Origin of the sequence: Salinivibrio sp. PR6 (genome assembly GCF_001995955.1) — a bacterium.
Classification (GTDB): Bacteria; Pseudomonadota; Gammaproteobacteria; order Enterobacterales; family Vibrionaceae; genus Salinivibrio; species Salinivibrio siamensis.
In genome coordinates, this window is the sequence record NZ_MUFA01000002.1 from 100,818 (window position 1) to 113,069 (window position 12,252).

At 49.9% G+C, this 12,252-nt stretch carries 12 protein-coding genes; 3 read left to right on the plus strand and 9 right to left on the minus strand.

Features of this window, described 5'->3' with window-relative positions; all coding sequences use genetic code 11:
• Positions 1-2 precede the first annotated feature (2 nt).
• Together BZG72_RS02000 and BZG72_RS02005 are read left to right on the plus strand one after the other, a co-directional pair.
• Complete coding sequence (locus BZG72_RS02000; protein ID WP_131828016.1) at positions 3-920, plus strand: hypothetical protein; 918 nt, start codon at positions 3-5, stop codon at positions 918-920.
• A gap of 172 nt (positions 921-1,092) precedes the next feature.
• On the plus strand, positions 1,093-2,058 hold the full coding sequence (locus BZG72_RS02005) for a GlxA family transcriptional regulator (RefSeq protein WP_077665969.1): 966 nt from the start codon (positions 1,093-1,095) through the stop codon (positions 2,056-2,058).
• 132 nt (positions 2,059-2,190) lie between these two features.
• On the opposite strand, the gene BZG72_RS02010 is transcribed toward BZG72_RS02005, so the two are convergent.
• The 4 genes from BZG72_RS02010 to BZG72_RS02025 all read right to left on the minus strand — a co-directional run bounded on the left by BZG72_RS02010 (position 2,191) and on the right by BZG72_RS02025 (position 6,298).
• Positions 2,191-3,795 (minus strand): BCCT family transporter, encoded by a 1,605-nt coding sequence (locus tag BZG72_RS02010; RefSeq protein ID WP_077578569.1) that lies wholly within the window; start codon positions 3,793-3,795, stop codon positions 2,191-2,193.
• A gap of 177 nt (positions 3,796-3,972) precedes the next feature.
• Positions 3,973-4,434, minus strand: coding sequence for a thioesterase family protein (locus BZG72_RS02015; RefSeq protein ID WP_077578570.1), 462 nt, complete (start codon positions 4,432-4,434; stop codon positions 3,973-3,975).
• Positions 4,434-5,390: an L-carnitine dehydrogenase gene (locus BZG72_RS02020; RefSeq protein WP_077578571.1), complete on the minus strand. Its 957-nt coding sequence runs from the start codon at positions 5,388-5,390 to the stop codon at positions 4,434-4,436. Before BZG72_RS02020 ends, BZG72_RS02015 begins: the two co-directional genes overlap by 1 nt.
• Complete coding sequence (locus tag BZG72_RS02025; RefSeq protein ID WP_077578572.1) at positions 5,387-6,298, minus strand: 3-keto-5-aminohexanoate cleavage protein; 912 nt, start codon at positions 6,296-6,298, stop codon at positions 5,387-5,389. Before BZG72_RS02025 ends, BZG72_RS02020 begins: the two co-directional genes overlap by 4 nt.
• A gap of 284 nt (positions 6,299-6,582) precedes the next feature.
• On the opposite strand from BZG72_RS02025, the gene BZG72_RS02030 reads away from it, so the two are divergent.
• Complete coding sequence (locus tag BZG72_RS02030) at positions 6,583-6,879, plus strand: addiction module antidote protein (RefSeq protein ID WP_077578573.1); 297 nt, start codon at positions 6,583-6,585, stop codon at positions 6,877-6,879.
• Positions 6,880-7,355: 476 nt separating this feature from the next.
• On the opposite strand, the gene BZG72_RS02035 is transcribed toward BZG72_RS02030, so the two are convergent.
• The 5 genes from BZG72_RS02035 to BZG72_RS02055 form a co-directional block, all read right to left on the minus strand.
• A complete protein-coding gene (locus BZG72_RS02035) occupies positions 7,356-9,572 on the minus strand; it encodes an AAA family ATPase (protein ID WP_077578574.1) in 2,217 nt (738 codons plus the stop codon).
• 212 nt (positions 9,573-9,784) lie between these two features.
• Positions 9,785-10,207: a CBS domain-containing protein gene (locus BZG72_RS02040; RefSeq protein WP_025674526.1), complete on the minus strand. Its 423-nt coding sequence runs from the start codon at positions 10,205-10,207 to the stop codon at positions 9,785-9,787.
• A complete protein-coding gene (locus BZG72_RS02045; RefSeq protein WP_025674528.1) occupies positions 10,204-10,554 on the minus strand; it encodes a P-II family nitrogen regulator in 351 nt (116 codons plus the stop codon). The genes BZG72_RS02040 and BZG72_RS02045 overlap by 4 nt, the downstream gene beginning before the upstream one ends.
• 9 nt (positions 10,555-10,563) lie before the next feature.
• Positions 10,564-11,346, minus strand: a complete 783-nt coding sequence (locus tag BZG72_RS02050; RefSeq protein WP_069361068.1) for a DUF1538 domain-containing protein — start codon at positions 11,344-11,346, stop codon at positions 10,564-10,566.
• The gene (locus BZG72_RS02055) at positions 11,343-12,068 is read right to left on the minus strand and encodes a DUF1538 domain-containing protein (RefSeq protein ID WP_074213141.1); all 726 of its coding nucleotides are present in this window, start codon (positions 12,066-12,068) and stop codon (positions 11,343-11,345) included. Before BZG72_RS02055 ends, BZG72_RS02050 begins: the two co-directional genes overlap by 4 nt.
• Positions 12,069-12,252: the final 184 nt, after the last annotated feature.

The window sequence follows — 12,252 nt, forward strand, 5'->3', positions numbered from 1 at the left end:
ACATGGATCATCTGATAATGGAACTCGCTTGGAACATCGAAAAAATGGATTGGATGTTTTTCATTGGGGCGTTTTTTTTCACGGGTACTTTCGCGACCTTTGCGGGTGTTATTGCAATCATAAAATTCCGCGCCTACCGAGTGGTTGCCGACACGCCAACATCGCTTGTCCGTAGTGCTCCACAAGGCTATGTAGAGCTAAAAGGACAATTTGAACCGCTTAACCCCGATGAGCCTATCTATGCGCCGTTTACCGGTAAGCCATGCATCTGGTATCGCGTCTATATGGAAGAAGCGCGAAAGTCCGGCGATGATGTCGAGTGGGTCACCGTCTATAGTGAGAGCGACCCTCGTCCCTTCCGACTGGTTGATGAAACTGGCCAGTGTTTTATTCTACCTAAGTGGGCAAACCTGCGTCTGAAAACAGTGAGTGAATACTTCCGTCCGAGGGACTTAGGGCTTCCATCGAGTCAGGTTCGCTATTGTGAGGAACGCATTGAAGCAGGCCCCGGCTACGTTATTGGTCATTTAACAACGACTGACGGCGCTGAGGTCAGTAAGACTGACGAGATCTTAGAAGAAAGCTTGAAAACGTGGCGCACCGATTACATGGAAGAGATCGGAGGTAATCTTAAATTATACCACCCAAATACGACCCCAAAAGAATGGGACTATAATTCAACCGCGCAACAAATAGGTCATTGGTTAAACTCACTCGGGAAAATAAACGGACCGTTCCATATTATCGGCCCTTCTCAAGAGCCACGCCGGATGTTTATTGTCGGTAGTGGAGATGAGGAAAATATTGAAAATGGTTTACGTCGGATATTTGTCGTAAGCAGCTGTTTTTCCATTGTTTTATCAACATGCTTTTTGTTCTTATTAGTGTCAAGACTTGGCGCTTGGCGCTTTTTAAGTTAAAAACACCCCCAATAATACATAAAGCCCGCGCTGAAAAGCGCGGGCTTTGTTTTTTATGGTGGCGTTACAGCTCCGGCAATCCCCTCACCGCTCAACATATTCAGGATTACTTGACCCCCATAGCGGCGGCCAGTCATCATAGTTCATCACTCTTCACGTTTAGCTTGCGGTCATGCGTCTTGAATACACCGGCCCGATGCCAGAATGCATCGGCTTTCTTTTACTGCCCCGCTTCTCGATGATGGCCTTTTTCTCTGCCGTCGAACCGCTGCGTATTGCCAACCAAATCAGTGGCGAAGCGCTATTTGATTGGCAAATGATCAGTGAAGATGGCAAACCGGTGAAGGCGTCTAACGGCATGTCACTGCTGGCCGACAAAGCCATCGATGCGGTGCATGACCTACCCTCGCTGGCCGTGTGTAGCGGTTTTGACCCAGAAGCCTATCTAAGCCGCCCCTTAATGCGCTGGCTGCACCGTCTTGATGCGGCGGGGTGCGCGCTCGGCGGGCTCGATACCGGCTGCTTTTTGCTGGCCGCTGCCGAACTGCTTAAAGGGGAACGTGTCACCTTACATTGGGAAAGCCTGCCCTCGTTTCAAGAGCGCTTCCCGGAGGTGAAAACCTCAGATGAGCTATTTGAACTGGGACCGCGGCGCTTCTCATGCGCGGGGGGCGCAGCAGCGATGGACATGGCATTGGATGTGATTGCACGTCGCCACGGCACCCAATTGGCCATCGACGTCTCTGAGCAGCTGGTGCACGAGCGCATTCGTACTCGGCGCGATCAGCAGCGAATGACACTCGCCCGCCGCCTCGGCACCCATCGACGACGTCTGGTCGAAGCGGTGGATGTGATGGAACGCCATATAGAATCCCCCCTATCTTTGGCCGAGGTGGCTCAGCGCAGCGGTATTTCACTTCGTCATCTGCAACGGCTTTTCCACAGCGAGCTAAACCAGTCCCCGCGAAGCTGGTATTTGGGATTAAGGCTAGAGCGAGCCCGTTACTTGCTAAAAGAAACCGATCTCGATGTGTTGTCCGTGGGGTTGGCGTGTGGCTTTAATTCAAGCTCGAGCTTTTCCCGCGCCTTTCGCAGCCATTACGGCGCATCACCGCGTCAGATACGTCAAGCGCCGTAGAGGTAAGAAAAGAAAAGCGCTCACCCCACTACCTTAATCGGCAACGGAGTGAGCGGATATTGCGTTCAAAGCGTCACAGGGCGACGCTTCAAGCCGCTATTTTTTGGCGAATCGCTATTTTTTTGCGAATCGCTATTTTTTAGCCGCGACTAACGAGCGGCGGGATTCACCAAACAGCGAGATTAACACCCCGGCGGTCATCACTAGGATCACCACGCTCAGTGGCAAGGCAGCGGCGATCAACGCCGTCTGTAGCGCTTTAAGGCCACCAGCCATCAGCAGCGTCGCCGCCACTAAGCCAATCACCACGCCCCAGATAATGCGGAAACGCCGCGGCGGCTCCTCATCACCCAGTGACAAAATCGTCGTCAGCACCAAGGTGCCTGAGTCCGACGAGGTCACAAACCAGCTCATCAGCAAGAACACCATCAAGGCCGAGAGTATCCAGCCGAAAGTCCCCGTACCAACAATGCCATCGGCAGCCGCAAACAGAGCCGCTGGTAACTCCCAAGCATTGACCAAGTCAATAATGCCGGCACTACCCACGCCGCCACTGGCATAAAGCTCCTGATAAATCGCATTGCCGCCAAAAATCACCAACCAGACAAAGATCAGCAAGGTAGGCACAAACAATACCCCCAACACGAACTCACGCAGGGTGCGCCCTTTGGAAATACGCGCAATAAACAACCCTACAAACGGCGCCCAAGCAAGCCACCAGCCCCAATAGAAAATAGTCCAAGCCTGCTGCCAATCTACCGTACCCGGCTCGTCGGCAAACCACAGCCCCATGGGGATAAAGTTAATCGCATAGTCGAGTAAGGTCTCGCCAAACGCGCCGAACAGCCACAGTGTGGGGCCGCCAATTAAAAAGACGCCAACTACAAACACTGACACCCAAATATTCATCTGCGAAATGATACGGATCCCGCGGCGCACGCCAGAGACCGCCGAAACAATCGAGATAAACGAAATCACTGCAATCAACACCAGTTGGGTCGATAAGCCAGAGGCGATACCCATCAAGCGCTCCAGCCCCACGGCCATTTGACTCACGCCAAGCCCGAGTGAAGTCGCCACGCCAAACACGCAACCCAGCACCCCGAGGATGTCAAACAGATGGCCCCAGACGCCGAAAATACGATCGCCGATAAAAGGATAAAGCGCCGAGCGCAGGGCCAAAGGCAGTTGCTTACGGTAGGCAAAATACGCCAGCGACATACCGACAATCACATAGATGGCCCAGCCATGCAGCCCCCAGTGGAACACGGTGACCCGCAGCGCATCGATGGCGCGCTCATAGCCAATGGTAGCCGCGCCCGCCATATCAGCGTGGGGGTTGTTGGGATAACCAAATCCGCCGGTGTTATCGAGGTAAAAAATCGGTTCGGCCACCCCAAAAAACAGGATGCCGATACCGATGCCGGCAGAGAACAGCATCGAGAACCAGGAGAAGTTACTAAACTCCGGGCGACTGTCGTCAGGGCCGAGCCGCACGTTACCGTACTTGCTGAAAACGATAAAACCGCACACGGTCAATAACAGCATCACGGTGACCAGGTAGTAGCCACTAAAGGTACTTTCAATCCAGGTGCGCGTAGTGCCAAACAAGACACTGGCCGTCTCGGATTGAAAGCCGGTGAACAATACAAACGCCAGTACCAGCACGGCTGAACAAATGGTCATGCCGCGATGCATGCCTTGAAAGAAGCCACCTTGCGCAAGCTCGGTGACCATATAATCGGTCGAGGTAGCAGCCTGCTGGCTGTCACCGCGTTGGGGTGAGTGTGGGGGTGTTGAAGTAGCGATAATGATTCCTCCTTGAGCCGGAAGTCGGGCCGGCGATCCCGTTATCCGCCCAGCCGACTGCTGGGCGGGACCTCATGATGGCTCACCATCTCGGTGAAGACGCGCTCACGGCCTACTGGGCAGACCGATGCGACGCCCCGCAAGCTGGGGCCAATCATGATCGGATGCGGCAGGCAGCCCCTCAATCAGGCTGGCGACAACATCCGGAAACGGCGCTGGGCGACCGGTTTGCGTATCGATGCCCATCAGCATCTGCTCGCTGGTGGCCAGCACCTCACCTTGGGTATCACACATTTGCATAAACACGTGCAGACGCTTTTGATCCCGCGCTAACACGGTCACGTCGACCACCAAGGTCTGGCCTTGATGCGCCTCACGTCGGTAACACAAATGGGTTTCTAGGGTATAAATAGTGTAGCGATGTTGGGTGCGGCCTGCGTCATCCAAGCCAATGGTGGCCATTAACGCATCGACACCCAGCGAGAACACACGCGCGTACTCGGCGTCGTTCATGTGCCCGTTATAATCGACCCATTCGGGGGCGACGTCTATCTTTAACAGTGCCATTAGATGCGCCCTTCCAAACCTTCAGCCTCGGGCCAGTATTTTTGTACCAAGTCCAAAAGCTCGACCAAGAAGGCATCACGGCGACGGTCTAGCTCAGAGACCGGACGACCCGCGGCTTGGTGTTCACAGCCTTCGACCACTTTATCAATCAGCTCATCGGTGAGCTCAGGCGCTTCCAGCTTGGTCCACGGCAGTTTTAGCGCCGGGCCGAACTGCTCTAGCATATGGCGCATACCCTGCTCGCCACCGGCCAGATGGAAGGTTAAGAAGGTGCCCATCAGTGACCAGCGCAGGCCGCAGCCATAAACCACTGCCGCATCAATCTCCTCGGTGGTCGCCACCCCATCGTTAACCAGGTGCAAGGCTTCACGCCACAGCGCTTCCATCAAGCGGTCAGCAATGTGCCCCTCGATTTCACGCTTAACCACCAAGGGACGCATTGCCAATTCTTGGTAGAGTGCATGGGCGCGATCGATATGATCGGATTGAGTGGCTTCGCCGCCCACCAATTCCACCAACGGCAGCAGATACACCGGATTAAAAGGATGCGCGACGATGACGCGTCCGGGAAGATGATCACAATCACTCTGCAGCTCAGTGGGTTTAAACCCAGACGTCGATGAGCCAATAATCGCGTTTGGCGCCGCAGCCGCATCAATAGCCGCCAAGGTCTCACGCTTAATATCAATGCGCTCCGGCACGTTCTCTTGAACCAGATCGGCCTCTTTCACCGCCGGCTCAAGGCTATCAACAAAGGTTAACCGGGCAGGATCTGCGTCTTCAGCAAGGCCTAGCTTTTCTAACGATGGCCAGGCATTGGCCACGAAGGCACGGGTGCGAGTAGGCGCTTGTGGGTCGGGATCATAAGCAACCACGTCCCAGCCTTGCGCCAAGGCACGCGCAATCCAGCCATTACCAATCACGCCAGTGCCGATGACCGCTAACTGCTTACTCATCGCTCACCTCCTTCAACCGGCTTACCGGTTTTAGGGTCAACCAGTTTCAGCGCGGCGCGCGTTTGTGCAGGCGTCATAATACGACCACCGAGGTTTTCAATGATGGTGCTCGCCTTTTCTACCAAGCCGCCGTTGGTCGCCATTACCCCTTTTTCCAGGTAGAGGTTATCTTCCAAGCCCACGCGCGCATGGCCACCCAGCAACATGGCTTGCGCGACCATCGGCATCTGATGGCGACCAATTCCAAACGCCGCCCAGTTGGCGTTTTCCGGCAACTTATTGCGCATTGCCAGCATGGTTTCGGTGTCCGCTTCCGCGCCCCATGGAATGCCTAAGCACAGCTGAAACAGCGGATCGCCCTCGAGCAAACCTTCTTTTTGCAGCTGACGCGCAAACCAAACGTGGCCTAAGTCAAAGCACTCCAGCTCTGCTTTCACACCCGCGGCCTGCACCATTCGGGCTTGCTCACGCAGCCAGTCAGCGGTGTTAATGTACACCATGTCGCCAAAATTCAGGCTGCCGCAATCTAAGGTACAAAGCTCAGGCAATAGCTCGCCCACTGGCGCATGACGCTCGGCTGGGGTTTGCATATCGGTGCCCGGGCCACCACGGCTTGGGTCTTGGGCATCCGGCACCCAATCCCCGCCACCACCGCCGGTGATGTTCATGACAATATCGACGTCTGATTCGCGAACGCGCTCCATCACCTCACGGAAGTGATCAATGTTGTGGCTAATACCGCCCGTTTCAGGATCACGCACGTGAATATGAGCGACACTGGCACCAGCACGCGCCGCCTCAATACAGTTGTCGGCAATCTGTTTTGGCGTGATTGGCACATTGGGGTTTTTGCCCGTGGTATCGCCCGCACCGGTGACGGCGCAGGTAAGAATGACGCTGCGATTCATGTTCGGCCTCTTGTCGCTTGATTAAACTGGCCACAGTGTGTCCGGAATAACACGCCACAACTTGACACTAAGCGACATAAAATACGCATAAAGAGACATGTGGGTTAATGGCGGGCTGACGGAATGGCGCGAAAAGCCACAGGATAGCGTTAACCATGATAAGGTTTATCGATTTTTATTTGAGCATAGCGGATCACAGGCGTTGCTTAAGCGCTAGACTAGAAGGCATGAAAGCGGCGGCAGATAGCAGGACCTCACATGCTAGATGTAAAAGGGATTCAGCGATGATAACGACACACCCATTTGATCCAGCGGTGTTCTTGGACAATCAAGAAACACTTCAAGACTACTTAGATGAAGCGGTGCAAACGGGCGATCCCGCATTTATCACCGATGCACTGGGTGTGATCGCACGCGCCATAGGAATGGCAGATATCGCCAAGCAAACCGGTCTTTCACGAGAAACGCTCTACCGCACACTCAGCCAAAAAGGCAATCCGAACCTTAAGACACTGATAGCGATTTTGGATGCATTAGGGGTAGAGTTGAGGCTTGGTTACTCGAAGTCAATGAAGTCATAGTAACTATAGCGGTGCTGCTGTCAGAGTCTGGAAGCGATGAACAAAGTCATAAGACTCGGTATATCTGTTAGCTACCGAGTTGAGCAACAGGAGTAATTATAATTATATCAGAACTTTACATGAGCAATCTAATCAACAACGCCCCCTATCCTACATAACTCAGATTTGTAAGAGTAACTAAAATCTACCTCATTCAAACCATGTAATCGATTTACACAAAAATAGAAGTATATTAGACTTGTACTGTTACCACTTAGGTAATTCTCCAGCCTACTGAACCGAAGTAGCTTATTACATTGTGTGATGAGGCTGCCTGTGGCAAGCACAGGCAATAAGTGGAGATTTTGCCGATGAGACAGAAAATCGTTGATGTACGTCAGTACACTCGATTTCGTCTAGGCAAGCTTGAGGTAGTGTGTAAACACCGCCGATCGCTGCCAAGACGATAAGTTGATTGAATACCTTAGTGGTAACCATTATAACTCCATCATGCAACGGTAATGTTCCTCGTCTTGACTCTGTACAAATATAGATTTGAATCTTTCCAAGTAAGCTCGAGGCTCAACTTCGACCATCAAACCCATGTTCGTTGGATCGGAGTGTGAACTCCTATTAATGTAGCGATAAAAAGCTTTGTATCCTTGGTCTGGCTCTCTTTCTGCTAATTCATTCAGGATACCAGACAGCTTATCTCTCTGATGTACAAAACCGAAATAATACTCAAGAATGTTGCGCATCACATTAGGCAAAACGACAGGGTTAGCACTACCATCAATCACATCTTTGATTATTTGCCATAAAGACTGATAATCATTTTTTAATTCATCTCTATTCATCGGTTGTAAACATGTGTATTGCTTTTTATTTAAGCGATATAGTGAGTATTTATCATTGAACCTATAATTTCCTTTTCTGTCTTTACCTTGCGGGGCTAACTTCAATAGTTCTTGATAGAAAAACAAGCTATGGGTTAGCACAATGACCTTTTTGAATCTACTGCCTTTAATGATTTTGGTGTGGATTAGAGAAGCGATGTCATAGATATAGTTTTGAGAGAGGCTAGAAATAGGGTCATCAATAACGATCAGTTTTTCTTTATCAGCAATATCTGAATCCTTACTCATACTTCCGTTACATTTCTCGATAAAGTACAAAAAGGTTATAAGTGTTTTTTCACCTTCACTGAGAGACTTAAACACTTCTTTTCCTTCATTAGCCTTTTCCCCTCGGCTAAGCACAAAATAATTTTTTTGTTCTGGGTCAGTTGAAGAGACAATTTCAAAGCTCGTTAGACCTAGACTCTTCAAATTTACATTAATCCTTTCAATGGTATCATCAATATTTGACGTTTTTGACCGAAGATAACTAATTCTGCTAGCAACTTTCTGTCCAACCTGTTTCACTCTTTTCAATTCTTCGTTCAGTTGTTTTATTTCACTGGACTTTTCATCTATTAAGCGCTTTTCCAATGAGAAAATAGGCTCAGTGTGATATTTCACCGAGTCCCACATCCTGTCTTGAATATCTTTCTTGCTTTCCCTGAATTTTTTTGCTTTTTTTATTATCACTTGAATGGCTTCATTTATCTCTTCAGATATACGTGTTAAAGGGGCCGTTCTTTCTTTATAGTCAATTATTTTAATGGATAAGCTTGGTGTTTTAACCTTGGATTTGATCAAGTCTAGGTTGTCTTGATAGCCACGCTCTAATAGGGCAATAATTGGATCAACATTATGTAAGTTTGGGTCATATAACGAGCAATTGATAAAGGCCCCTTTAATGGATGCTATATAGTTAGTGACAGCATCAGCATAAGACTTAGAGATAGCTTCAACTTTTTTCACATTGGAATCATATGTTTTGTCAAATAATGAGGAAAGTTCAGCGCGAAAGGTATCATCTATAGTATCTTTTTGACAAAAAGGGCATTTTGTTTGCTCTTTCCCTAAATAATTTTCTTTTCCATTCTTAACCCAATTTTGGTTGTCGAGTTCAGTGATAAACTCCGCGAGCTGACTACTTGATGAGCCTATAATTGGCTCCGAAAGAATAGTTGTCTCTTCAATACTTAGGCTTGGTGGGGAAGGTAGCTCAATTAGTGTCGGTAGCACTTTATCAGATTGAGTTAAGGAATCATACTCAGCTTGAAGGCTTTCAATAGAGTCTTGGGATACTCCTTTTTGAGACTTTACTTTTTTATAAAAGTTACTTTTAGGCCTTTTAAAACCTTCAAGAAATGGTGCAAGAGATGTCTTTTCGATGATATATTTTTGTTTGAATACTTCTTCGATAGCAGAATCTGTCGCCTTTCCTTGAGCTTTTTCAGCTTCTGATATCTTGGCTTTGATCCCGTTGTATAATGCTAAGAGCTTTTCCCTCAATTTTGACTTTTCAGCAATTCTAGCTTCAAGATCTGCATTGTCTTTGCTCAATGTAAAAACACCTTCCTGCATTGAGCTATTTACAAAATTTTGCTCTACAAAAGCTTGATTGTAAACTATCGGGGTAATATTCCCTTCAATATTAAGACTACAACTGTCGAATTTTTCCCTATCATACAAGAAGTTAGAAATTGTGGATTTACCAGATCCATTTAAACCAAAAATCAACGTGTTCTGCTTTGATATATCGATAATTTGTGGAGTGGTCGGATGGTAGCTAGTAACCCCTTTTATTGTTATAGAGTCGCTCACTTTTCCCTCACTAGTTTGGCTAAATGCACCTATCTTTCAGTAGCTAACTTAAGGCCCAAATACTCAACTGATCACATAATCACGCATTAGGAAAACTTGGTCAAGTTATGGCTGCAGATCTAGTGAATTGGAACAACATTAACTCACAATGGGGCAGTAGTAAGTTAGCCCTCCCCCATTAACTTAAAAGATAACCTTTACCACCTATCCCCCTAATCCTTCCTATGCTGGCTCTCCACTTCCTCGGCGAGCATGCCGTAGATCACGATCAGGTTATAACTCACCATGCCGAGGACTTGGCCGTTTTCGATAACAGGGGCGCGGCTGATGCCGAAGCGTTCGAATAAACGGGCGCAGTATTTCACATTCATATTGGGAGAGACGCTGAGCGCGGGTTTGGTCATAATCTCATAAACATTCACCCGTGATGGCGCGCGGTTTTTGGCGAGCACTTTTTTGGCAATGTCGTTCATTAACACAATGCCGAATTCGTCATGCTCATCGCGTTTATTGACGATAATCGCTTTCACTTCTTGTTCGCGTGCAATGCGGATCGCTTCTTCGACCGTGGTGAGCCCATCAATACACACGGCATGGGCATGCATCACATCTCTTACCGTTTTATGTTGTTTCATAACTCGTCCTTCACCACTTCGGTTAATTCTCGCATTTGGTGGGCCACGCCCACGGCATCTTCCACATCAATTTGCACTGCGATGCCACTGCCGGAGGTAGCATCAAACTCGCCCACGTCATTAATGGTTTCAAGTATGGTGCGCGCTAAGTGCTCTTCCACCAGGAAGATGGCCACGTCCCGCTGCACATCCAGCGTCAGCCCTAAAAAGGTTTTCTTTTTCACCAAGCCTTCGCCACGCGCGTTGTTAATAATGGTCGCGCCGGTAGCGCCGGCTTGTCTGGCGGCATCGAGCACCGCATCGGTTTTGGCATCTTCAATAAACGCCATGATTAATTTGAACCGCATAGGCTCTCCTTACGATGAACGCTGTGCGTGCTTTTTCTGTAAATAGGCTGTGATTTGGGCATAGCCCATCACGGTGATCATCGGAAACAAACTGGCAAACGCAATTAAGCCAAACCCATCGAGCATCGGGTTTCTTCCCGGTACGGTAGAGGCTAGCCCCAACCCCAGCGCCGTCACCAAGGGCACGGTCACGGTTGAGGTGGTCACCCCTCCAGAATCATAGGCCAAAGGCACGATAAACGGCGGGGCAAAATAGGTTTGGATCACCACCACCACATAGCCGGTGATGATGTAATAATGGAGCGGATCGCCCACCACAATGCGGTAACACCCCAAAGCAATCCCCATGGCAACGCCCAGTGCCACTGAGGCACGTAAACCGTTTACCCGAATCGCCCCGCCCGACACTTTGGCCGCTTTAATCGCCACTGCGATCAATGAGGGTTCAGCCACCGTGGTGCTAAAGCCAATCGCTGCGGCAAACAGATACACCCAGTAATAGGCTTGCCAGTTAATCTCGCCGCCTGCTTTGAGCGCTGCGCCGACAAAATCGGGGGCAGTAAGCTGCTCGGCCATCGACGAACCGAGTGGGAATAGCGCCAACTCGAGCCCCATTAAAAACAGGCTCAAGCCGAGAATGACATAGAAAAAGCCGAGAAAGATCCGTTTGGGGTTGTTGAGCGCTTTGCGCAATACAAACAGCTGAAAGCCAAAGATGATCGCGATAATCGGGATCACATCGCGCACGGTGGAGAAAAAGGTGTCGAGAAACAGGGTGAGTGGATTGTTCATGCCACCACCATGCCGTAGGCCATCACGAAGATCATCGGTGACAGAGAGGCAAAGGCAATCAAGCCAAAGCCATCCACCATAGGATTACGCCCTTTGATCACGGTCGCCAGTCCCACGCCGAGCGCGGTGACCAATGGCACCGTGATGGTCGAGGTGGTCACCCCACCTGAGTCATAGGCAATGCCGATAATACTCGGCGGTGCGACCATGGTCATCGCCACCACCAGCAAATAGCCGCCAATAATCAAACGGTGGATCGGCCAGCCTTTCATGATTCGCACCACACCCAGTACAATCGCAAACCCAACCGAGAGCGCCACGGTTAGCCGCAGGCCGTTGGCATAGTTGTCTTTGGCCGCTTCGCTGGTGTGTATCATCCCGCCATTGGCGGCGACATCTGCCGCCTCTGCCGCCACCGCGGTGAGTGCGGGTTCGGCAATGGTGGTGCCAAAGCCGAGCAAAAACGCAAACGCAATCAACCAGCCTAAGCTACCTTTATGGGCAAGGGAGTGCGCCATGGATTCGCCAATCGGGAATAGCCCCATGTCTAAGCCATATACAAATAAGGTCAGCCCGACGACCACTAGCACCAACCCAAAGGTGATGGATATCCAGTTAGGCAACGGTTGTTGCAGAACAATCACTTGAAAAAAGCCAATCACTAGGATGATAGGTAAGAGATCGCGAAAGCTTCCTAGCAATGATTTGAATAACGCTTGCATGTAGGCGACATGACTCCCTGCGCAATAGAATGAAAAACACACCTTTTATGTGCCTATTAATGTTAGCACTCCCAATTTGGGGTGCGAGGAGCAGAAGAGAAAACTGCGCGATCAAACCGATTTTGGTTGCGGCACGTAACAGGATACAAAGCAATCACTTGCGCTAAGTCTAAAACCCTCTTAG

Excerpts from the sequence above, each read along its gene's own strand:
- BZG72_RS02000 (WP_131828016.1), top strand. The coding sequence starts at position 3 with ATGGATCATCTGATAATGGAACTCGCTTGGAACATCGAAAAAATGGAT.
- BZG72_RS02005 (WP_077665969.1), top strand. The coding sequence starts at position 1,093 with ATGCGTCTTGAATACACCGGCCCGATGCCAGAATGCATCGGCTTTCTT.
- BZG72_RS02010 (WP_077578569.1), bottom strand. The coding sequence starts at position 3,795 with ATGGTCACCGAGCTTGCGCAAGGTGGCTTCTTTCAAGGCATGCATCGC.
- BZG72_RS02015 (WP_077578570.1), bottom strand. The coding sequence starts at position 4,434 with ATGGCACTGTTAAAGATAGACGTCGCCCCCGAATGGGTCGATTATAAC.
- BZG72_RS02020 (WP_077578571.1), bottom strand. The coding sequence starts at position 5,390 with ATGAGTAAGCAGTTAGCGGTCATCGGCACTGGCGTGATTGGTAATGGC.
- BZG72_RS02025 (WP_077578572.1), bottom strand. The coding sequence starts at position 6,298 with ATGAATCGCAGCGTCATTCTTACCTGCGCCGTCACCGGTGCGGGCGAT.
- BZG72_RS02030 (WP_077578573.1), top strand. The coding sequence starts at position 6,583 with ATGATAACGACACACCCATTTGATCCAGCGGTGTTCTTGGACAATCAA.
- BZG72_RS02040 (WP_025674526.1), bottom strand. The coding sequence starts at position 10,207 with ATGAAACAACATAAAACGGTAAGAGATGTGATGCATGCCCATGCCGTG.
- BZG72_RS02045 (WP_025674528.1), bottom strand. The coding sequence starts at position 10,554 with ATGCGGTTCAAATTAATCATGGCGTTTATTGAAGATGCCAAAACCGAT.
- BZG72_RS02050 (WP_069361068.1), bottom strand. The coding sequence starts at position 11,346 with ATGAACAATCCACTCACCCTGTTTCTCGACACCTTTTTCTCCACCGTG.
- BZG72_RS02055 (WP_074213141.1), bottom strand. The coding sequence starts at position 12,068 with ATGCAAGCGTTATTCAAATCATTGCTAGGAAGCTTTCGCGATCTCTTA.